Here is a 21,323-nt window from a genome sequence, read left to right as displayed (position 1 = left end):
GCTGTGGCCCCCACCGGATTCCCGGTGGGGGCCACTGCTGCGCTCCGCGCCGGTGTGCACAACTGGCGCCCGGAACCGCCACAAAGGCACACGGGGTGTCAGAAGACGACGACCCCGCGCAGGTTTCGGCCCGCGTGCATGTCGGCGAAGCCCTGGGCGATGTCGTCGAGCTTGTAGGTGGTGGTGATCAGCTCGTCGAGCTTCAGCTTCCCGGACGTGTACAGGTCGATCATCCACGGGATGTCGGCGGTTGGTGTGGATGCGCCGAAAAGCGAACCCTGAAGCCGCTTCTGGTAGAGCACCAGTTCCATCGGGCTGATCGGGATTCCGACGTCGGTCATCTTGCCGAGACCGGTGACCACGCAGATTCCTGCCTTGCGGATCACCGAGAACGCCGCCGCGATGTGCTCACCGGTCGTGACGCCCACGGTCACGATCGCGGCGTCCGCGCCCTGTCCGTTGGTGTACGAACGCGCGATCTCGGTGGCCTCCGCCATGTCCGCGACCGCGTGGGTGGCTCCGAACCGCAGCGCGCTCTCCCGCTTGAACGGCACGGGATCGACGGCGATGATCCGGGCCGCGCCGGCGTGGGCCGCGCCCTGGACGGCGTTGATGCCGATCCCGCCGATGCCCTGGACGATGACCGTCTGGCCGGGGTAGATCTCGGCGGAGTTCACCGCTGCTCCCCACCCGGTGCCGACTCCGCAGCCCAGCAGGCACAGCTTGTCGAGCGGCAGGTCCTTGTCGACCTTGACTGCCGAATCGACGCTGACGGTGGTGTATTCGCTGAACGTCGACAATCCGCACGTCTGGGCGACGGGCACCCCGTCCAGGCTCATGCGGAAGCTCGAGGGGTCGTCGGGGCGAGTCCCGGTCATGATGGCGGCGCCGCGGTCGCACAGGTTCTGCAGTCCCTTTGCGCACCATCGGCATCGGCCGCAGGCGGCCAGGAACGAGAACACGACGTGGTCGCCCTCGCTCCAGCCGTGCGTCTCGGGGCCGACCTGAACGACGATTCCGGCGCCCTCGTGTCCGCCGCAGATCGGGTAACTGCCCACCGCGTGGTCGCCGACGGCGATGTGGTCGTCGGAATGGCACAGGCCCGCAGCGACCATCTTCACCGTCAGTTCACCGCGCCGCGGTTCGTCGAGTTCGAGATCGGCGACCTCGTAGGTACCGGGTGCCCGGCGGATGATCGCGCCACGTGTCTTCACAGTATCGCTCCGAAAGTTCGTGTGGTGGTTCCGATGTGGTGGTGTTCAGCCACCGGTATCACTTGCTCACCTGCGCCGACATCGCGGCGCGATATTCCTCGGCGTAGGGCGGCAGCATGCCCCATTCGCGACGCGGGTCATAGTCCGGAGCGACGAACACGGTTCGGGCGTGGCTGAATTCGAGGAAGCCCTCGCGGCCGTTGTAGTGGCCCATCCCCGACTCCCCGATGCCACCGAACGGTGCGTCGAGCATGCCCGCATGCATCATGACCTCGTTGATCGTGACGCCACCGGAGGTCGTGCCCTCGACGACCGCGCGCTGCTCGTCCTCGTCGTGCCCGAAGTAGTAGAGCGCCAGCGGTTTCGGACCGGAATTGATCTCGTCGAGAACATCCGCGAGGTCGTCGTACGTGCGGATCACCATGGCGGGGCCGAAGATCTCCTCCCGGGAGATCGCCGCCGATGCCGGGGGGTCGATCACCAGACGCAGCGGGCGCCGACGTTCACCGGTGGTGATCGGCTCGGACGGAACGACCTCCACGCGTACTTCGAGTTGCTGTGCCTCGCTGATGTATCCGTCGATGCGGGCGGCGTGCCGATCGGAGACGATCGCGGTGACGTCGACGTTTCCTGCGATCGTGGGCAGCAGTTCGCCGTAGGTCCGGCCGATGGCGGCGACGAACGATTCGAGCTGTTCCGCCGGGACGTACACGGTGTCGGCGTTGACGCAGAGCTGACCGCTGTTGGTCGCCTTGCCCACCGCGATGCGGAAGGCCGCGGTGTCCGTATCGGCCGAACGCCCGACGATCACCGGGGATTTTCCGCCGAGTTCGAGCGTGACCGGCACGAGGTTGAGCGCGGCGTTCGCCATCACCGATCGTCCCGCGGCCGCGCTGCCGGTGAACACGATGTGATCGAACGGCAGGGCGGTGAGGGCCTGCGCGATCTCCGGTCCACCGGTCACGACGGCGACGTCACGGGGATCGAGGAACTCCGCGGCCGCCGCCGCCAGCACCTCCGCGGTGCGCGGCACGATCTCGGACGGCTTGAGCACGGCGCGGTTGCCCGCTGCCAGCACGCCGGCGAGCGGACTCAGGAGCGTGAAGAGCGGGGCGTTCCAGGTGCCGATGATCGCGACCGAGCCCTTGGGCTGGTACTGCACCTCGGCGGTGGCTCCGAGCTGGTCGTACGGGGAGAACACCGTCCGCTGCTCGGGCTGCATCCACGTCTCCACGTGATCTCGCGCGTATTTCAGCGCGGTCAGCGATCCGAGGATGTCGTTGACGGTCGAGTATCCCGGGTGGCGCCCGCCGAAATCGGCGTCGATCGCGTCGACGATCTCGTCGTGGCGGGCCACGACCATCTCGATCACCGACTCGATCCGCGCCCGGCGAGCCTCGGCGGAACTCGTTCTCTGCGAACGGAACTCCCGTCGCTGACTCTCGAGCAGGTCGCGCAGTTCGGATTCGGTGCCGGTCAGTGTGTTCACAGCGGCGATGCTATGAACGACATCACTCCTGCCCTGCCGATGTCCCGCTCATCGGGACCCGAACGGCGCGACCGTGTTACTCCTCGTCGGCCGATGCGTCGGGCACTGCAGGCTCGTCCGTCTCGGATTCCGGTTCCGGAGCGCTGCTCGTCGTCGGCTGCGCACCGGGCTGCGGCCGGCCGCTCGTCGTCGGCGACGAACCGGATTCCGGTGTGCTCCCGGGCGCGCCGGCGGGGTTGCGTTCCGGTCCCGGAGCGGGCTCGCGCTCTTCCTCCGGTTCGATGCACTCGACGATCGGAACCGGGTCGTACTTGACGGTGCGCGTCGTGCGGGAAAGCTGCGCTCCCGTCTTCGCATCCGTGATCACGCGGGTGTCGCTGACCGTGAAGCCCTGCGCGCCGCTCGACGGAATGCACGCGTCGCCCGCCGGAAGGGTGATCTTGTTCGGTGACGTGAACGCCGTCCGGTCCCCGGTGAACGACTGCACGTCCACCGTCTTCGTGCCCCAGAGCCGGACCGTGATGTCCGAACTCGTGCCGATGGTCTGGATCAGCACGCCGGTGTCGAACGGGTTCCGGAACTGGAGGTCGATCGCGCCCTCGAACACGGTGGCCTCACGCGCCGCCGGGTACCGCGAGATGTAGTAGCTGTGCTCGGTGTGGGCGACGTCCTCCATGCCGGCGAAATACGTTGCGTTGTAGAGGGTTGTCGCGAGCTGGCTGATGCCGCCGCCGACGGCCGTGCCGGGCCGGCCGGCCTCGATGATGCCGGACTCGACGTAGCCCTGCGCCGCCCCGCGCGGACCGGTATATCCGTTGAGCGAGAACGTTTCTCCCGGCTTGACGAGTGCACCGTCGATCTCGGAAGCGGCAAGGCGGATGTTCACGCCCGAGGCGTAGGAGAAGCCACCGGTGGTGAATTCGCCGACGACCTCGCGGATGCCGAGCTTCTCGGCGGCCTCGGTCGTGAGCGCGGGATCCACGGGTGCGTACACGGCCGGGGTGGTCCGGTCGCCCGGCGCGGCCAGCAGCTGGGGCAGCGGTTCGAGAGTCTTCGTCCAGTCGACCAGTTCGCCCTTCACCGCGGGCACGATCGTCGGTCCGCCGCCCTCGATGACGATGCGGGCGTCCTTCGGTTCGACCTCGGTCTCCGCGAGCTGCGGACGCAGGAAATCGACCACGACCTCGGAGTGGTATTCGGGGATCAGGCCGCCCTCGCCGTCCGGCACGAACGACAGGATCGTGCCGATCCGGTCGCGGGGCAAGGTCGCGACCGTGTTGTCGCGACCCTGGACCTTCACGTCCGACGCCACCGCGGGTATCGCGATCTCGGTGAGTGCCCGGTCCACCGCTTCGGGTGTGACGGTCACGTCCAGCGTGGTCACCGGCAACGCGACGTCGCCGAACGCCCACTTCTCGGCGAACACGTCCGCCGCGACCTGGGGATCGAGATTCTGGCCGGGTTGCGGAGACACCGCGACCGGGGTCGCCCCCTCGAAGACGACGGTGCCCTCCCGCGGGGCGCGTTCGGCGCTCGAACGCACTCCTTCGAGAGCGTCCGTGAGTGCCGCGTCGTCGCGGACGGAGACAACGCCGATCTCGTCGGTGCCGAACAGCGACGCCAGCCGGGTGAACGGATTGAGCGGCTGCGATCCGATGCGATCGAGCGTGTGCTCCCAGTCGACCTCGAGTCCGGCCCGGGCGGGAACGACCTCGGCGGTGGTGTCGCCGGCGGTGACGGGCACGGGGTTTTCGAGGCGTCGGCCGAGTTCGTCGCGCAGCAGTGCCTCGGCGTCGTCGACCGATTCGCCGCCGATCTCGATCCCCGCGACCGTCACGCCGCGCGGGACCTTGCCCGACGACGTTGCGAGATCGACACCGTAGAGAACCGCGAGAGCAGCGGCGACACCGCCGGCCACGATCGCGATCTTCCGCCACGGCGGTCCCGCAGGCGAGGGGGATCCGCCGGTGCCGTCCGGCGGTGTCGGGGGCGGAGACGACGGCGGGACCGGTCCGCCGGCGACGACCGGAACGACCTCGGTCGCCGCGTCGTCGGCGGATTCTCCCGCCGCACGGCCCTCGTCGGATTCGGCGGAGGCGGTGCCTTCCGGCGTCCTTTCCGTCGGGGGCTCGGCTGCGGACGCAGCCGGCTGGGCGGGCGGCGTGTTCCTGATCGCGGACATGTCGATCGCGACGGTCGGCGCCGAGTCGTCGACGGCGAGTGCCTGCTCGGCAGGTGCTGTGTCGGGTACCTGCTCGGCCGGCGCCTCGGTGGGCGCCTGCTCGGCGAGTGCCGCGGTGGGCGTCTGCTCGGCCGGCACCTCGGTGGTGTCCTGCTCGACGAGCGCTGCAGCGGTTGCCTGCTCGAGGGGTGCTGCGGCGAGTGCCTGCTCGGCCGGTGCTTCTGCGGCCGGTTCCGGCTGCAGACCGGCCTGCGGCGCGGTCGGCGGTTCGTCCGGGGTGCGGTCCGCGGCCGGCGGATCGATTCCGGCGTCCTTCAGGGAGGTCGCGGCGGTCGGTGCCGCAGGCTCGACCGGGGCCGCAGGCTCGGTGAACACGGGCTTGGTGAACGCGAAGGGCGCGGGCTTCTTCGGCGCAGCCGGAATGGCGGCGGTCGGGATTTCCCAAGGCTTGAGCCGAGTCTGCGGGGGCTCGGGAGCCGGCGGGGTCTCCGGCGCGGCGGGCGCGCTCTCGGTGGCGGACGTGTCCGGGGCGACGGGCTCCTCCGCGGCCGCCGGTGTCTCCGGCGCCCGGTCCCCGGCTTCCCGCTCGGGTGCCGCATCGGCGACCTCGGCAGCGCCCTCCTCGGCAGCGCCCTCCTCGACAAGGGCCTCTTCGACGGGGGCGGCCGCGCCGTTCCGAGCTGCGGACGGTTCGGGTGCCGGGGCGGCCTTCGACGGGGTCGGGAGCGGAGCCATCGAGACGAACCGTTCGGTGGGTGCCGGGGCGGTCGGCTCGGCAACGACATCGGGTTTCGCGTCGGCGGCGGTTCCTGCCGTGTGGTCCGGTGCGGCCGCGGCGGCCGTTTCGGGCTTCCTCTGCGCTTCCGCCTCGTTGGGGGGAACGGCACCGCTCATGTTCGCGCGGTCGTCCGCCCCGTTGTTACCACTCACCCGTGTCCTTCCGACTGGGCACCCCACGACCGGGTGCGCCTTTCCACCAAGCGTAAATGCCGGTCCCGGCGCACTCCGATCCGAGCCCGGCGCAAGGGCACCGGAAACGAGAAAGACCCCGCGTTGCCACCAGGTCGGGGGTCAGGCAGCAATGCGGGGTCGATAGGTCTATCGACCCTCTCCCCGGGACGTTACAAACCTTCCGGAATTTTTTTCGTGCGGTCTTCTCAGGCCTCGAGGATCGCGGTGACGCCCTGTCCCCCGGCCGCGCAGATGGAGATCAGGCCGCGTGCGGGCTTGCCGGTTTCGGCCTTCTTCTCGTGCAGCATCTTGGCGAGCGACGCGACGATCCGGCCACCGGTCGCGGCGAACGGATGCCCGGCCGCCAGGGACGATCCGTTGACGTTGAGCTTGCTGCGGTCGATCGAGCCGAGCGGTGCGTCGAGGCCGAGCCGGCCCTTGCAGTACTCCTCCGACTCGAAGGCCTGCAGCGTCGCGAGCACGACGGACGCGAACGCCTCGTGGATCTCGTAGAAGTCGAAGTCCTGCAGGGTCAGGCCGTTGCGCTTGAGCAGGCGCGGGATCGCGTAGGTCGGGGCCATCAGCAGACCGTCGCCGCCGTGGACGTAGTCGACCGCGGCGGTCTCGGAGTCCACGAGATACGCGAGGACGGGCAGGCTGCGGGCGGCCGCCCACTCCTCGCTGGACAGCAGGGCCGCGGATGCGCCGTCGGTCAGCGGAGTGGAGTTGCCGGCCGTCATGGTGGCGTCGCCGAGTTTCGTGCCGAACACCGGTTTCAGCGTCGACAGCTTCTCGACCGACGAATCGGGGCGGAGGTTGTCGTCGCGGGTCAGGCCGAGGAACGGGGTGACGAGGTCGTCGAAGAACCCGCGGTCGTAGGCGGCGGCCATGTTGCGGTGGCTCGCGGCGGCGAGTTCGTCCTGGTCGGCGCGGGCGATGCCGAATTCCTTGGCGGTGATCGCGGCGTGTTCGCCCATCGACAGGCCGGTGCGGGGTTCGCCGTTGCGGGGGATCTCGATGCCGAGCATCGACGGGCGCACGTGGCCGAGCAGCTTGAGGCGGTCACCGGTCGAACGCGCGCGGTTGAGCGACAGCAGGAACTCGCGCAGGTCGTTGTTGACACCGATGGGCGCGTCGGAGGTGGTGTCGACGCCACCGCCGATGCCCGACTCGATCCGGCCCGCGGCGATGGCGTCGCCGACGGCGATGATCGACTGCAGGCCGGTGCCGCAGGCCTGCTGCAGGTCCCACGCGGGTGTGTAGGGGCTCAGCGGGCTGCCGAGCACGCATTCGCGGATCAGGTTGAAGTCGCGGCTGTGTTTGAGGACCGCGCCGCCGACGACGGCGCCGAGCTGCTCACCCTGCAGGTTGAAGCGGCTGACCAGACCGTCGAGGGTCGCGGTGAACATGTCCTGGTTCGAGGCGCGGGCGTACTTGCGGTCGGACCGGGCGAACGGGATGCGGTTTCCGCCGAGGATCGCGACGCGGCGCGACGAGCGCGAAGAGCTGGAACGGGCTTTTGTGGTCACGTGTCGTCTCCCGGTGTTCTGATGGATGCGAACTCTGGATACTATTCTTACTCACGAGTAAGTTATTGTCGACACCGCATGACCTCCGAACCAGAGAAGGTGGAATCGTGGCCGAAACCAAGGGCGCACCCAAGCTCTACGCCCAGTTCATCACCTCCGCACCCGGTGCTTTCCTCGCCAAGCAGTTCGGATTGCCCCAGCCGGAGAAGCTCCGCCGCTACCAGCCGGGTGAGCCCCCGCTCGCCGGTCCGGTGCTGCTCGGCGGCAACGGCCGGCTCGTCGAGCCGATCCGCGCGCTGCTCTCCGACTACGTCTTCGCCGAGCCCGACGAGAAGAGCTTCGGCGCCCTGGTGTTCGACGCGACCGGCATCACCGACGTCGCCGGGCTCGAGCAGCTGTTCACGTTCTTCCAGCCGGCGATCAAGGCTCTCGGCCCGTGCGGCCGTGTCGTCGTCCTCGGCACCACGCCGGAGGAAGCGTCCTCGGTCGACGAGCGCATCGCCCAGCGCGCCCTCGAGGGCTTCACCCGCAGCCTCGGCAAGGAACTGCGCCGCGGCGCGACCGTGCAGCTCGTGTACGTCTCGCCGAAGGCACCCGCCGGGCTGTCCGGTGTCGAATCCACCCTGCGCTTCCTGCTCTCCGCCAAGTCCGCGTTCGTCGACGGCCAGGTCGTGCGCATCGGTGACGGCGAGGCCACCGCGCCCGAGTCGTGGGACAAGCCGCTCGCCGGGAAGGTCGCCGTCGTGACCGGCGCCGCGCGCGGCATCGGCGCGACCATCGCCGAGGTCCTCGCCCGGGACGGCGCAACCGTCGTCGCCGCGGACGTCCCCGCGGCCGGCGAGGCGCTGGCGCAGACCGCGAACAAGGTCGGCGGAACCTCCCTCGCGCTCGACGTCACCGCCCCCGACGCGGGCGAGAAGCTCGCTGCGCACCTGCTCGAGCGGCACGGCGGCGCCGACATCATCGTGCACAACGCCGGCATCACCCGCGACAAGCTGCTCGCCAACATGGACGCGGGCCGCTGGAACTCGGTGATCGCCGTCAACCTCCTCGCTCCCCAGAAGATCACCGAGGTGCTCGTCGAGAAGGGTGCGCTGAAGGAGGGCGGCCGCGTGATCGACGTGTCGTCGATCGCCGGGATCGCCGGCAACCGCGGCCAGACCAACTACGGCGCCTCCAAGGCGGGGGTCATCGGTCTCGTGCAGGCCACCGCACCGGTGCTGGCCGAGAAGAAGATCACCGTCAACGCCGTCGCGCCCGGCTTCATCGAGACCGCGATGACCGCCGCGATCCCGCTCGCCACCCGCGAGGGCGGCCGCCTGATGAGTTCCCTGCAGCAGGGCGGCGAGACCGTCGACGTCGCCGAGACCGTCGCGTGGTTCGCGAACCCGGCGTCGAGTGCCGTCACCGGCCAGGTCGTGCGTGTGTGCGGCCAGTCCATGCTGGGGGCGTAGATGGCCGTCATCGAACTCGACTCGGTGCCGTCGATCCTCGACGTCTACTCCCGCGCGGTGCTCTCCGCGCTGCCGGTCGTCGGCGCGTCGGGTGACACGCTGCCCGACGACACGCTGCTGCTGCGCGGCGTTCGCGTCGACCAGGACAACCTCGCCGAGTACGCGAAGGTCTGCGGGCTGCGTTTCGGTGACACCCTGCCGCTCACCTACCCGTTCACGCTCGCGTTCCCCCTCGTGATGAAACTGATGGTGTCCAAGGGCTTTCCGTTCGCGGCCATGGGTTCGGTGCACGCGGAGAACGTGATCGAGCAACTCCGGCCGATCTCCGCCACCGAACCGCTGGACCTCCGGGTGCACGCGACCGATCTGCGGGAGCACCGCAAGGGCATGCTCGTGGACGTGGTCACCGAGATCTCCGTCGGTCGTGAACCGGTCTGGCGCCAGACCTCGACGTTCCTGCACCAGCAGCGCACATCGCTGTCCGGCGCCCCGAAGCCGGAACCGGAACCCCAGGTGATCCCGCCCGTGCCGACGTCGACCCTGCGGGTGGACCGCAAGACGATCGACCGCTACGCGGCCGTCTCCGGCGACCGCAATCCGATCCACGTCTCGACCTTGGGCGCCAAGGCATTCGGCTTCCCGCGCACCATCGCGCACGGCATGTGGAGTGCCGCAGCGGCGCTGCGTGCCGTCGAGGGACGCGTCCCGGACAAGGTCACGTACTCGGTGCGGTTCGGGAAGCCGGTGCTGCTGCCGGCGACGGTGAACCTGTACGCGCAGCAGGTCGCGGACGGCTGGGACCTGTCCCTGCGGCATCCGGAGAAGCAGTACCCGCATCTGAGCGCCACGCTGCGCTGAGACGGGACGGCACAACGACTTCGGGTGGTCCGGGGCGCGATGGGGGCGTCCCGGTCCACCCGATCCGTATTCGGGGGTCAGCCGGGCGTATCGGTGCGTCGGCGGCCGGCGAGGCCGCGCCACGCGAGGTTCTCGAGCAGATCGGCGGCCTTGGCGACGTCGATCTCGCCGCCGGCGATGCGGTCGGCGACCGCCTCACCCGCGCCGACCAGTGCGACCGCCATGATGGTGAAGTCCATGTCCGGTTCCGGGTCGCGCGTGCTCGATTCGAGCAGGTGCGCGGTCAGTTCGATGAGCCGGTCGCGGCTGCTGCGCACCTGGTTCGCGAAGGCCTGCTGGGCGAGGGCCTGACGGTAGAGCACCATCCACGAGTGCCGATGTTCGTCGACGAATCCGAGGAACGATTCGAGCGCGACCCGCAGTTGCGCGCGCGGCGGCAGGTTGGGATCGCCCGCCGGAGCCAGGGCTTCGACGAATCGCTGCCCCTCCCGGCCGATGCACGCGGCGAACAGTTCGTCCTTCGAGCCGTAGTACAGATACAGCATCGGCTTCGAGATCGAGGCGCGCGCCGCGATCGCGTCCATCGACGTCTCGTGGAAACCCTTCTCGGAGAACACCTCCACGGCGGCATCGAGCATCTGCTGTTCCCGCACCGCGCGAGGCAGTCGCTTGGTACCGCCGGCCATGTCTCCTCCATACTGCTCGGGTCTCGCTCCTTACCCTAGGGTAAGGAGCGCGGGTGGGTTCTCCGGATTTCGGAATCCCGGAAAATCAGCAGCCGAGCGCACCCTTGGCCCGCGCGACCGTGCGCACCGCGTCGTCCACCTGCGCGGCCGGCAACGCGCCCGACCGCACGGACTGCTCGAGACGATCGAGAACCTCGGGCACCTGATCGGTGGTCAGCCACAACGCCTGGTCGACACCGGCGATCAACGCCGCCTCCACGGCCTCGGCGATGCCGTAACTGTCGGTGATCGCGCGCATCCCGGACAGATCGTCGGTGAAGATCACCCCGTCGAACGGCGGTGCCCCGTACCCGGCACCGTCGCGCAGCAACCGCACCGCCGCGGGGCTGATGCTCGCCGGCCGCCCGTCGGTCAGCCCCGGCACGTCGAGATGGCCGATCATCACGGCGACCCCGGACGTGACGAGTTCGCGATAGGGCACGAGGTCGATCCGCTGCAGCTGAGCGAGCGGCGGGGCGACCACCGCGCCCGTGTGCGAATCACCCGACGCCGAGCCGTGACCCGGAAAGTGCTTGAGCACCGGGAGAATTCCCGCATCGCGCAACCCCCGCGCGTACGCGTCGGCGTACTGCACGACGACCTGCGGATCGTCGGAGTAGGAACGGTCGCCGATCACGTCGTCGTCGGCCCGGTCGGTCACGTCGACATCCGGCGCGAAATCCACGGTGATGCCCAGCTCCCGCAGTTCGCGGCCGCGCTCGAGCGCCATCGCGTAGGTTTCCTCGACGCTCATCGTCTGCGCCGTGACCCGCGCCGACGGATCCTCCCCAAGCAGCTCACCGACCCGCGAGACGCGGCCGCCCTCCTCGTCGATCGTCACCATCAGCGGCAGGGAGCTCTGTGCGGCGACCGCGGGGATCTCCCGGTTCGACAGCATCGACACGTCGGTCCAGCTGCCGATGAAGATGCCGCCGATCTGCTCGGACTGCACGATCGCCAGCGCGTCGTCGGTGCCGGTCACCCCGACGTTGAGCAGCTGCGCGAGCTTCTGCCGCAACGACAGCGACGCGAGCAGATCGTCGCCGCACACCGGTGCGGGTGCCGGTGCCGCCACGGGCTCGGTCGTCGTGGTCGTGGTCGTGGGAGCCGCCGATGTCGCGGACACGGACTCGGTTGCGGCGGTCGATGAGACGTCCGGCGAGTCGTTCCCGCCGCAGCCGGCGACCGCGGTCGCGGCGGCGAGCACGGCGACGAGGCTGTGACGGATACGCATGGACATCGACGGTAGCCGACCATCGCACAGTCGGCTCCCACAGCCCGCCGGTAACGGTAATGTGCACCCCGAGCAGCCGGTTTCGACCCAAGGGGTGTGCGATGCCCGCAGATCTGATCCTCATTGCCTACGACGGTTCCGAAAACTCCAAGCGCGCCGTCGAATACGCGGGCCGCTTCCTCGAGTCCTGCCGCGCCGTCGTCGTCACCGCGTGGGAACCGATGGTGCGCCAGGCCGCACGGATGTCCGGGCTCTCCGGGGTGATGCAACCCGAATGGGTTCCCGACGAGGACAGCGAGGACGTGGCGCTCACCGACGCCAAGGTCACCAACTCCGAAGGCCTCGAACTGGCGCGCGCGGCGGGCCTGCAGGCGGAGGGCCGCACCGTCGAGATCGTCAACGCGGTGTGGACCTCGATCATCGAGGCCGCCGACGAACTCGACGTCGACATCATCGTCACCGGAACCCGCGGCACCACCGGGCTGCGGTCCCTGCTGCAGTCCTCCGTCGCCGACCACGTGCTGCGCCACAGCCACCGGCCGGTGCTGATCGTGCCGCCGGGACGCTAGGCGCACCGCCGTCGCCGCCGGGCGATATCGTCGAGCGATCATGGACGGCTTCCTTCTCTCGCGCCCGGAGCGCACCCTCCGCACCACCGGAATCAGACGCCTGTACGACACCGCCGCCGAGGCGTCACGGGCACTGCGACGCGACGAGGCCGATCTGATCGTCGGGGCCCTGCCCTTCGACCCGGAGCGCCCGCCGGCGCTGATGCAGCCCGAGGAGAGCACCGTCACCGACGGGCCGTGGACCCCGCCCGACGACCTCGACGCACTGCCGCCGGTGCGGGTCGCCGCGCAGAACCCGCCCCCGCGCATCCACGTCGCGCGGGTGCGGGCACTGATCGAACGGCTCGAACTCGGCGAGTTCGGCAAGGTCGTCGCCGCACGGTCGGTCGCGCTCGACGCGGACGAGCCGCTCGACGCCCTCGCCGTCGCCGCGCGCATGGTCGCCCGGCACCCGACGGCCGCGACCTACGCCGTGGACCTCAGTGCCGCCGGCGAACGCTACTGGGGGCACACCCTCGTCGGCGCGACCCCGGAAGTTCTGGTGAGCCGGCGCGGCAGCACCGTCACGTGCCGGCCGCTCGCCGGGACCGCCGCGCGCTGCGCCGACCCCGCCGACGACGAGGCGGCCGGTCGCGACCTCCTCGCGTCCGCGAAGAACCTCGCCGAGCACGCCTACGTCACCGCGTGGATCCGCGACCGTCTCGGCCCGCTGTGCACCGAGCTGGATATCCGCGAGACCCCGGTGCTGACGAGCACCCCCGACGTGTGGCATCTGGCGACCCCGATCACCGGGACATTGCGCGACCCGGCCACCGACGCCCTGACCCTCGCGACGGTCCTGCATCCGACACCCGCGGTCGCGGGCACCCCCACCGAGGCGGCGCTCGCCACGATCCGGGCCGTCGAGGGTGATCGCCGCTTCTACGGCGGTGCCGTCGGCTGGTGCGACGCCGCCGGGGACGGCGATTGGCTGGTCGCGATCCGCTGCGCGGAGATCAGCTCCGACGGGCTGCGTGCCCTCGCGTGGGCGGGCGGCGGGATCGTCGCCGATTCCGACCCCGACGCCGAACTCGACGAGACGACCGCGAAGCTGCGGACACTGCTCGGCACGCTCGGCCTCTGATTCCGGGCACACCGTCGTGGCACACGGACAGAGACACAGTGGGGGCACACCGTGTGACACGGGTGATACCTTGACGCGGTGCGAAACGGCGCGGGGACGTCCCGCGCCGACGTTTTGACGATGGGGAGATGGGCATGGCGAAGTTCCTTGGACCCGGCCTGGGCAGCGCTGTGATCGGCGCCGTTCTCGGTGCTGCAGCGGTATTCGGTGTGACCGCCGCGGTGCAGGACAACACCCGCCCGGAGATCGACCGCAGCGGCAACGCCGATTCCTCCCTCCTGAACCAGGTTGAGTACGGCAGCCGCTGACGGCGCCGGCAACGCTGCGAGTTCACGCACTTCCTCCGGCGTGACGGCCCCGCACGATCCGGGGCCGTCCGCCGAACCCTTGTCACGTCGGTGGTTGTACGCGGCCGCCGCGGTGGCGTTCGTACTTGCGTTCGCGCAGGTCCCCGGCCTCATCGTGGCCGACACCAAGTACGACCTGACGCAGAATCCGCTGGGGTTCCTGGCCCGCGCATCCCACCAGTGGAGCAGCATCGCCCCGCTCGGGCAGGTCCAGAACCAGGCGTACGGCTACTTCTTCCCGCACGGCACGTTCTTCGCGGCCGGGCAGATCCTGCACGTGCCTCCGTGGATCACCCAGCGGATCTGGTGGGCACTGCTGCTGATCGCCGGATTCTGGGGCATCGTGCGGCTCGCCGAAGCACTGGGCATCGGCAGCCGCAGTTCCCGGGTTCTCGCCGCCGTGGTGTTCGCGCTGTCCCCGCGGGTCCTGACGACCCTCGGGTCGATCTCGTCGGAAACCCTGCCGATGATGCTGGCGCCGTGGGTGCTGCTGCCCGTGGTCCGGTACGCGCGCGGCGATTCCGGGCGTTCGGCCCTGCAACTGGCCGCGCAGTCCGCGGTCGCGGTGGCGCTGATGGGTGCGATCAACGCGGTCGCGACCGCCGCGGCCTGCCTCGTCGCCGGCCTGTGGTGGCTCGCGCACCGGCCCGGGCGGGCGTGGTGGCACTTCACGATCCGGTGGATCCCGTGCTGCATTCTCGCGGTGCTGTGGTGGATGGTGCCGCTGCTGCTGCTCGGCAGGGTCAGTCCGCCCTTCCTCGACTACATCGAATCGTCCGGTGTCACCACCGAGTGGGCGTCGCTGGCGGAGATCCTGCGCGGCACCGACAGCTGGACACCGTTCGTCTCCCCCGAACGCATCGCCGGGGCGGTGCTCGTGACGCAGCCGGCCGCGGTCCTCGTGACCGGTCTCCTCGCCGCCGCGGGCATGGCCGGTCTGGCGATGCGCTCGATGCCGGCGCGCGGCCGGCTGACCCTGATCCTGTTCGTCGGGGTGGCCGGGCTCGGCGCGGGTTATGTCGGTGAGCTCGGTTCCCCGTTCGCCGAGCAGGTGCGCCTGTTCCTCGACTCCGGCGGGGCGGCGCTGCGCAACGTCCACAAACTCGAACCGCTGGTGCGGCTGCCGCTGGTCCTGGGCCTGGCCCACCTGCTGCGGCGGGTGCCGCTGCCCGGGTCGGTGCCGTGGGGACGCGCCCGCGTCGCCTTCGCGCATCCCGAACGGGACCCGATGGTCGCGTTCACCACCCTGATCCTGGTCGCCGCGACCCTCGCGACCTCCCTGGCGTGGACCGGCAAGCTCGCGCCGCGCGGCGCCTACGACGAGGTCCCCGGCTACTGGCACGAGACCGCGGCGTGGCTCGGCGAGAACACCTCCGACCGCGGCGAACGCGCCCTGATCGTGCCGGGCGCCCCGTTCGGCAGCCAGATCTGGGGTCTGACCCGCGACGAACCGATCCAGGCCCTGGCCGAATCACCGTGGGTGTCCCGCGACGCGGTGCCGCTGGTGCCGCCCGGCGCGATCCGCGCCCTCGACTCGGTGCAGCGGCTCATCGCCGACGGCCGGCCCTCCGACGGGCTCGCCGCCACGCTGCGCGGCCAGGGCATCGGCTACGTGGTCGTCCGCAACGATCTGGATCCCGACACGTCCCCGGCCGCGCGCAGCGCACTGGTCCACCGCGCCCTCGACGGCTCCCCCGGCCTGGTGCGGGTCGCCGAGTTCGGCCCGGACATCCGCCGCGAACTCGGCGAGGACTTCGTCGCGGACGCGGATCTGCAGCCCGCCTATCCGGCGATCGAGATCTACCGCGTCGATGTGCCGGGCTCTTCGCCCGTCGGCCCGTATGTCGTCGACGCCGCGTCGGTTCCGCGGGTCCAGGGCGGCCCCGAATCGCCGCTGCAACTCGCCGGCGGCGAACCGCCGCTGCCCGGCCCGCTGCTGCTGGCCGCGGACGCGCAGCGCGCCGGGCTGCCCGTCGACGGGGTGGTCGTCACCGACACGCCCACCGACCGCGAAACGGACTACGGGCAGGTGGACTACCACTCGTCGACGATCCGGGCAGCCGACGATCCCCGACGCACCCACAACCTGGTGCCGGACTATCCGGTCGCCGACACCGACCTCGTCCGCGCCGAATGGGAGGGCGCGCGCATCGGGGTCTCCAGCGCCGCGTCCGACGCCACGCAGCTCGGTGGCACCTCACCGGGCAGCGGACCGGCCGCCGTCGTCGACGGTGACCCCACCACCGGCTGGCACAGCAACGGCCTCGAATCCGCGGTCGGACAGTGGCTGCAGCTCGACCTCGACACCCCGATCGAGGCCGGCATGCTGCACCTGACGACGAGCCCGGGCGCGCTCGGCTCGCCCGTCAAGTGGCTGGAGCTGGAAACCGACCGCGGCACCACCGCCGTCCGGGTCGAGAAACCCGGCCGCGAACAGACGATCGCGTTGCCGCTGGGGACCACGACGTGGATCCGCATCACCGCCACCCACACCGAGGACGGCACCGCCGGGAGCCAGTTCGGCATCACCGAGGTCGCGGTGGACGACTTCACCGACCGCGAGAACCCACGGCCCATCGACATCCGCCGGCGCATCGTACTGCCGCCGGTCCCGGACGGCGCGGACGTGCTCGGCTGGCAGCTGAGCCAGGAGTTCCCGGGCCGCGGCAGCTGCGTCGACACCCCCGACCGGGTGCGGTGCGCCCGCGGGCTGGCGACGGCCCCGGAGGAACCGAACACGTTCACCCGTTCGCTGTCGGTGCCGGCGGAAACCGAGGTCGCGCCGCAGGTGCGGGTGCGGACGCGTCCCGGTCCCGCGGTGGAGGCGCTCGCCGCGCAGCCGGATCGGGTCACCGCGACCGGTCCCGCCGACGTCGCAGACCTGTCCGGCTCCGCGTTCGCCGCGACCGACGGGGATCCGCGCACCTCCTGGACCGCGCCGGAATCCGCCCTCGAACCCGGCGCACCACGCCCGACCCTGACCCTGCAACTGCCGTCGCCGGAACTCGTGACCGGACTCGACGTGGCCGCGAGCCTCGGTGCGCTACCGGTGGCACCGACCCGGATCGCGGTCAACCTCGGCAACGGACCGCAGGTGCGCGACATCGACCTCGGAGACGACGTCCGCTCGGCCCGGGTGGATCTGGAACCGCACGTCACGGACCGGATCGTGGTCAGTCTCGTCGCCTGGCCCGACGTCCTGGACCGCACGATCCTCGGGTTCGCGAAGCTCACCCCGCCCGGCCTCGCCGAGATCACCGTCCTCGGGCAGGACGGCCCGCTGGGGGCGCAGGACCCGGCCGCCGACCGGACCGTCACCGTCGGCTGCGACAGCGGCCCGGTCGTGACCGTCGCGGGCCGCTCCTACCGCACGTCGGTGACGACGACGGTCGCCGCCCTCGCCTCCGGGGAGGAGATCCCCGCGACCCTGTGCGACACCGGCACGGTCGCGCTGCCCGCGGGCCGGGTGCACCTCGACATCACCCCGGGCGCCGCGTTCGTCGTGTCGAGCGTGGACCTGCCCGTCCCGGGGGCGCTGCCGCCCGTGCCCGCACCGGTCGAACTCGCCACCGGCACGTGGACCGAGGATCTTCGCGAACTCGACGTCCCGGTCGCCGGCACCGAACGGATCGTGGTGGTGCCGGAGAGCACCAACGTCGGCTGGGTCGCGACCGCACCGGACGGCAGCGAGCTGACCCCGGTCGTGGTGGACGGCTGGCAGCAGGGCTGGATCGTGCCGGCCGGAACCGGCGGCACCGTCACCCTCGCGTTCGCGACGGACCGCTGGTACCGCGCCGGGATCTTCGGTGGACTGCTGCTGCTGATCCCGCTGTTCGCGGCGGCATGGTGGCCGCGGCGGCGCCGCGAGCAGGAACTGCCCGGTCCCGCTCCGAGGCCGTGGGGCAGCACCCTCGTCGGACTCGCCGGGGTCGTCGCGGTCGCGACGGTGGCGGCGGGCGCGGTCGGGGCGGGTGTCGCGGTGGCCGGTGCCGTGGCGATCGGCGTGATCATCGCGCGCCGGGGCGAAACCGCCGCCTCACGGATCCTGGTGGGGACGACCGGTGCGGCGACGATGATCGCGATGGCGATGCTGTCGACGGGCCCGTGGCGGGCGCCGGGCGGCTACGTCGGCCACTCGTTCCTGATTCAGTTCGCGGCGGTCGTCGGGCTGGTCGCGCTGGGCCTGGCCACCGTGCCGCTGTCGCCGCGCTTCGCCCGCGTCCTGCGGTGGAATTCGCGGCGGACGGGTTCCTCGACGAGCGCGTAGCTCACGGACGCGACCGCGATGCTCAGGACGACGGTGACCGCGAGCACGAACCAGAAGTGGCCGTGGAACGGCAGGATGCCGAACACCGGGAACACGATCGACAGCACCGCGAGATGCCAGATGAAGATGCCGTACGACCAGCGGCCGACGGCCAGCGCGGCGGGCGACGCCAGGATGCGGTGGTCGCTGCGCGGCGCGAGGGTCAACGGGGCGAGCAGCGCCGCGCTCATCACGGCGCCGAGCAGGATCTTTCCGTTGTACTGCCACGGCTCGAGGTCCGTGAGTCCTTCCGGCCCGCCCAGCGGGGTGGTCGCGAGCGCGAACGCGCCGATCGCGATCGCCGCCATCAGCGCCCGCCGCGCCGCGAGACGATGCATCCACGTCCCGCCGACGGTGGCCAGTTCGGCAAGCAGCATGCCGGCCCCGAACCACGGCAGGTAACCGGGAAGCCAGTTGTCGTGATGGATGTGCTCGGGGGTGGCCACCGGCAGCCACACCCACACCAAGCTCAGCGCGCACGCCGCGAGGATCACCGGGATGCGGAACCGCGCGGCGTCCCCGCGCAGCCGGCACAACGCCAGCGCCAGCAGCGGCAGCACCAGATAGAACGCGACCTCGACGGACAGGCTCCACATCTGGGTGAGGCCCTCGGTGAGCGTCAGCGGCACGAACACCTGCACCAGCGTCAGGTTCGCCACCCACACCCGCCAGCCGCCGCCCGCCCCCGGCAGCAACAGCAGTACCAGGCACACGACGGTCCAGTAGGCCGGCAGGATGCGCACGGCCCGGGAGGCGAGATAACGGCCCGTCGGCTGCGCGACACCGTATCCGCGGGCCGCCGCGGCGTGCGGCCGCCACAGCAGGAAACCGGACAACGCGAAGAACAGGGCGACCGCGAGATCGAAACGGCCCCACACCCGGCCGATCACCGGATCGTGCACGGCACCGGTCTGGAACGCCACATGGGTGATGAGAACACCCACGGCGGCGAAGCCGCGCATGCCCTCGAGGGCCGGCAGGAAGCCGGTCGCGCCACGAGGTGAGGCACCGGCATCGGGTCGATTGGTCATCGCCGACCAGTGTGCCCGGGATGCGTACTGTCCCGGAAGTCCGGGTTCTTCCGCGATCCGAACGTACGCACAACCACTGTCGGCTGTTAGTGTCTGGGCTCACGTGGTGTCCGCATTGTCGTACACCAGACGATCCGTGCAGCCCTGCTGCCGGTGGGGGTACTCGATGACAACCGTTGAGTGAGGAGAGACAGCATGGCTGAGCGATCGGGCTCGGGCCGGAAACTTGCGCTGGTGTTGGTGGGCCTGGGGACGTTCCTCTTGGCGATCGCGCTGCTGGTGCCGACCTACACAGTGGGCAAGCTGAAGAAGACGCCGCTCGATCTCGAGGTCACCACTGTGGCCGAGGGTACCGGCGACATCCTCAATTCCAGGGCGCTGCTCTCCGGTAAGGCGCAGGTCGACACGAACGTCCCGATCGTCGCGCAGCGCTTCGTCACGGTCGAGGACCCCTCGAACGCCGACATCATGACGCTGCAGGCCGGCCAGACGGTGCGTCGCCTGGACATGCAGGGAGACACCGGCCTGGTGTCCGCGACCGTGGACCGGGTGACCGTCGACCGTGTCACCTCGATGCCGGTCTCGGCGGAGGAGTACCCGGATCGTGTGAGCACCATCCAGACCTCGGCGACCGCGCCGCCCACGGAGATCGACAACCGTGACGGCCTGCAGTACAAGTTCCCGTTCGACGTGGAGCAGAAGAACTACCCCTATTTCGATCTGAACGCCCGTGAGAACTACGAGATCGAGTACAAGGGCGAGGAAGAGATCAGCGGCGTCAAGGTCTACCACTTCCAGCACACGATCGATCCGGTCGACCTGTCGAAGGCCGATCCGTCGAACCCGTCGTACAAGCTGAGCCTGCCGGCCTCCACGTGGGGCGTCGAGGGCGGCGATGCGCCGGTCACGATGGTCCGCTGGTACACCAACGTCCGTGACCTGTGGGTCGATCCGATCACCGGCGTCGTCATCAAGGGCCAGGAGCAGCAGTACCAGTACTACGCCCGTGCGGCCGACAAGCCCGAGGTGACGGTCCTGAAGGTCACGCTGCCGTTCGACCAGGACACCATCGAGTACCAGGTCGGACAGGCCAAGGACGGCCAGGACCAGCTGTCGACGTTCGGCCGCACCGTCCCGATCATCCTCGGCATCCTCGGTGCCATCTCGCTGATCGCGGGCATCGTGCTCGGTGTGCGCGGCGGCAAGGGCGGCACCCCGGCCGCCGCTGCCGGCGGCCCGGCTCCGGCCGGCCCGGCCACGACCACCCCGTCCGGCCCGGCGCACGCCGCTCCGACCCAGCGGGACCTGACCAACGACGACACCCAGGTCATCCCGCGCACCGACGCGGGACAGAACCCGCCGCAGCGGGACTGGACCACCGACGCGACGCAGGAGATCCCGAAGACGGATCTGCGCAAGCCGCCGTCGGAGCAGTAACCGTCGAGAGCTCACGCGAACGCCCGGCCGGGATTCCCGGCCGGGCGTTCGCGCGTATCAGCGTCGAATCGGCCGCGCGGCGAACGGACAGGCGCATGCGGAATTCACGTGGGCGGCTGCCGTTCCGGCGCGCGAGTTCTTCAGTTGGGCCGCAGCCGAGGTGTTCAGGACTTCCTCCGGACGGCGGGTCCGGCCGCGCGCACGGCGAGCACCGCGACCACCGCGGCGGTGACCGCCGCGACCCCGACCGCCACGGCGACGAACTGCTGCACCGTGGACGCCACGGTGGTCATGAGCACCGCCTCGACGACCAGGCCGAGCCACGCGACTCCCGCCAGACGGGTGCGTTCGCTCGCGATCGCCGACAGCAGACCGGCCTGCAGGACGGCGAGGCACGCGCCCTGCAGCGCGAACACCCACAGCAGCGACTGCACCGGGGCGTAGGCGTCGCCGACGAGCAGCGGCACGAGCGGGGCACACAGCGCGGCGCCCGCGACGACCACCGCCCCGATCCCGACGATCACCGTCAATGCGGACCGGACCGCCTCCCCGGACCGGGTCGGGTTGGCCATCTGCGGATACAGCACCACACCGACGGCCTGCGGCAGCCAGAACGCGACCTTCGTCGCGACCGCGCCCAGCGCGTACAGACCGGCGGCGTCGGCGTCGAGCACCATGCGGGCGAGCAGCAGATCCAGCGAGGTCATCGCGATCAGCGCGAGCTGCACCTGGGAGGCGCGCAGGACCGAGGCGATCCCGGGGGCGCGCGGGGCGTCCGGGATCGGCTCGGTGCCACCACGACCCACGATCACCGCGGCCCCGGCGGCGACGATCCCGGTGCCCACCGCCCCGGCCAGCAGCGCCGCCCCCGGAC

13 protein-coding genes and 2 pseudogenes are annotated in these 21,323 nt (G+C 70.7%); 7 read left to right on the top strand and 8 right to left on the bottom strand.

Going from position 1 to position 21,323, the window contains the following annotated elements:
• Window positions 1-98: 98 nt before the first annotated feature.
• The 4 genes from M1M07_RS07120 to M1M07_RS07105 form a co-directional block, all read right to left on the bottom strand.
• Window positions 99-1,214, bottom strand: a complete 1,116-nt coding sequence (locus M1M07_RS07120) for an NDMA-dependent alcohol dehydrogenase (RefSeq protein WP_248673680.1) — start codon at window positions 1,212-1,214, stop codon at window positions 99-101.
• Between the two features lie 58 nt (window positions 1,215-1,272).
• Window positions 1,273-2,694: an aldehyde dehydrogenase family protein gene (locus tag M1M07_RS07115; RefSeq protein WP_248673784.1), complete on the bottom strand. Its 1,422-nt coding sequence runs from the start codon at window positions 2,692-2,694 to the stop codon at window positions 1,273-1,275.
• 85 nt (window positions 2,695-2,779) lie between these two features.
• Window positions 2,780-4,885 carry a VanW family protein gene (locus M1M07_RS07110; RefSeq protein WP_248673783.1) on the bottom strand — a complete coding sequence of 702 codons (2,106 nt, stop codon included), beginning with the start codon at window positions 4,883-4,885 and terminating at the stop codon, window positions 2,780-2,782.
• A 1,157-nt stretch (window positions 4,886-6,042) separates the two neighbouring features.
• Complete coding sequence (locus M1M07_RS07105) at window positions 6,043-7,365, bottom strand: acetyl-CoA C-acetyltransferase (protein WP_197253972.1); 1,323 nt, start codon at window positions 7,363-7,365, stop codon at window positions 6,043-6,045.
• A gap of 107 nt (window positions 7,366-7,472) precedes the next feature.
• Between M1M07_RS07105 and M1M07_RS07100 the strand changes: the two genes are divergently transcribed.
• The gene (locus M1M07_RS07100; RefSeq protein ID WP_197253974.1) at window positions 7,473-8,819 is read left to right on the top strand and encodes a 3-oxoacyl-ACP reductase; all 1,347 of its coding nucleotides are present in this window, start codon (window positions 7,473-7,475) and stop codon (window positions 8,817-8,819) included.
• Entirely contained in the window at window positions 8,820-9,677 is an 858-nt protein-coding gene (locus tag M1M07_RS07095) for a MaoC/PaaZ C-terminal domain-containing protein (protein WP_197253976.1), read from the top strand.
• 77 nt (window positions 9,678-9,754) lie between these two features.
• Here the strand turns inward: M1M07_RS07095 and M1M07_RS07090 are convergent, their stop codons facing one another.
• Complete coding sequence (locus tag M1M07_RS07090; RefSeq protein WP_197253978.1) at window positions 9,755-10,363, bottom strand: TetR/AcrR family transcriptional regulator; 609 nt, start codon at window positions 10,361-10,363, stop codon at window positions 9,755-9,757.
• 85 nt (window positions 10,364-10,448) lie between these two features.
• A complete protein-coding gene (locus M1M07_RS07085) occupies window positions 10,449-11,636 on the bottom strand; it encodes a glycoside hydrolase family 3 N-terminal domain-containing protein (protein WP_248673679.1) in 1,188 nt (395 codons plus the stop codon).
• 101 nt (window positions 11,637-11,737) lie between these two features.
• Here M1M07_RS07085 and M1M07_RS07080 point away from each other — a divergent pair, with 101 nt between their 5' ends.
• The 4 genes from M1M07_RS07080 to M1M07_RS07065 all read left to right on the top strand — a co-directional run bounded on the left by M1M07_RS07080 (window position 11,738) and on the right by M1M07_RS07065 (window position 17,942).
• Complete coding sequence (locus M1M07_RS07080) at window positions 11,738-12,205, top strand: universal stress protein (protein WP_197253982.1); 468 nt, start codon at window positions 11,738-11,740, stop codon at window positions 12,203-12,205.
• A gap of 40 nt (window positions 12,206-12,245) precedes the next feature.
• On the top strand, window positions 12,246-13,328 hold the full coding sequence (locus M1M07_RS07075) for an isochorismate synthase MenF (protein WP_248673678.1): 1,083 nt from the start codon (window positions 12,246-12,248) through the stop codon (window positions 13,326-13,328).
• Window positions 13,329-13,462: 134 nt separating this feature from the next.
• Window positions 13,463-13,636 carry a DUF2613 domain-containing protein gene (locus M1M07_RS07070; protein WP_072812050.1) on the top strand — a complete coding sequence of 58 codons (174 nt, stop codon included), beginning with the start codon at window positions 13,463-13,465 and terminating at the stop codon, window positions 13,634-13,636.
• 40 nt (window positions 13,637-13,676) lie between these two features.
• On the top strand, window positions 13,677-17,942 hold the full coding sequence (locus M1M07_RS07065) for an alpha-(1->3)-arabinofuranosyltransferase (protein ID WP_248673677.1): 4,266 nt from the start codon (window positions 13,677-13,679) through the stop codon (window positions 17,940-17,942).
• On the opposite strand, the pseudogene M1M07_RS07060 reads toward M1M07_RS07065, so the two are convergent.
• Window positions 17,909-19,012: pseudogene (locus M1M07_RS07060) on the bottom strand (acyltransferase family protein); the annotation flags it as partial. The gene M1M07_RS07065 and the pseudogene M1M07_RS07060 overlap by 34 nt on opposite strands.
• Before the next feature lie 195 nt (window positions 19,013-19,207).
• On the opposite strand from M1M07_RS07060, the gene M1M07_RS07055 reads away from it, so the two are divergent.
• On the top strand, window positions 19,208-20,449 hold the full coding sequence (locus M1M07_RS07055) for a DUF3068 domain-containing protein (RefSeq protein ID WP_248673676.1): 1,242 nt from the start codon (window positions 19,208-19,210) through the stop codon (window positions 20,447-20,449).
• A 164-nt stretch (window positions 20,450-20,613) separates the two neighbouring features.
• On the opposite strand, the pseudogene M1M07_RS07050 reads toward M1M07_RS07055, so the two are convergent.
• Window positions 20,614-21,323, bottom strand: a pseudogene (locus tag M1M07_RS07050) (polysaccharide biosynthesis protein); the annotation flags it as partial.

The sequence above is a fragment of the Rhodococcus sp. HM1 genome, from assembly GCF_023218075.1.
Taxonomy (GTDB): domain Bacteria; phylum Actinomycetota; class Actinomycetes; order Mycobacteriales; family Mycobacteriaceae; genus Rhodococcus.
The sequence above is the reverse complement of the archived record's forward strand: the minus strand, read 5'-3'. Positions and strand labels throughout refer to the sequence as shown.

Excerpts from the sequence above, each read along its gene's own strand:
- M1M07_RS07055 (WP_248673676.1), top strand. The coding sequence starts at position 19,208 with ATGGCTGAGCGATCGGGCTCGGGCCGGAAACTTGCGCTGGTGTTGGTG.
- M1M07_RS07085 (WP_248673679.1), bottom strand. The coding sequence starts at position 11,636 with ATGCGTATCCGTCACAGCCTCGTCGCCGTGCTCGCCGCCGCGACCGCG.
- M1M07_RS07095 (WP_197253976.1), top strand. The coding sequence starts at position 8,820 with ATGGCCGTCATCGAACTCGACTCGGTGCCGTCGATCCTCGACGTCTAC.
- M1M07_RS07080 (WP_197253982.1), top strand. The coding sequence starts at position 11,738 with ATGCCCGCAGATCTGATCCTCATTGCCTACGACGGTTCCGAAAACTCC.
- M1M07_RS07075 (WP_248673678.1), top strand. The coding sequence starts at position 12,246 with ATGGACGGCTTCCTTCTCTCGCGCCCGGAGCGCACCCTCCGCACCACC.
- M1M07_RS07070 (WP_072812050.1), top strand. The coding sequence starts at position 13,463 with ATGGCGAAGTTCCTTGGACCCGGCCTGGGCAGCGCTGTGATCGGCGCC.
- M1M07_RS07110 (WP_248673783.1), bottom strand. The coding sequence starts at position 4,885 with ATGTCCGCGATCAGGAACACGCCGCCCGCCCAGCCGGCTGCGTCCGCA.
- M1M07_RS07090 (WP_197253978.1), bottom strand. The coding sequence starts at position 10,363 with ATGGCCGGCGGTACCAAGCGACTGCCTCGCGCGGTGCGGGAACAGCAG.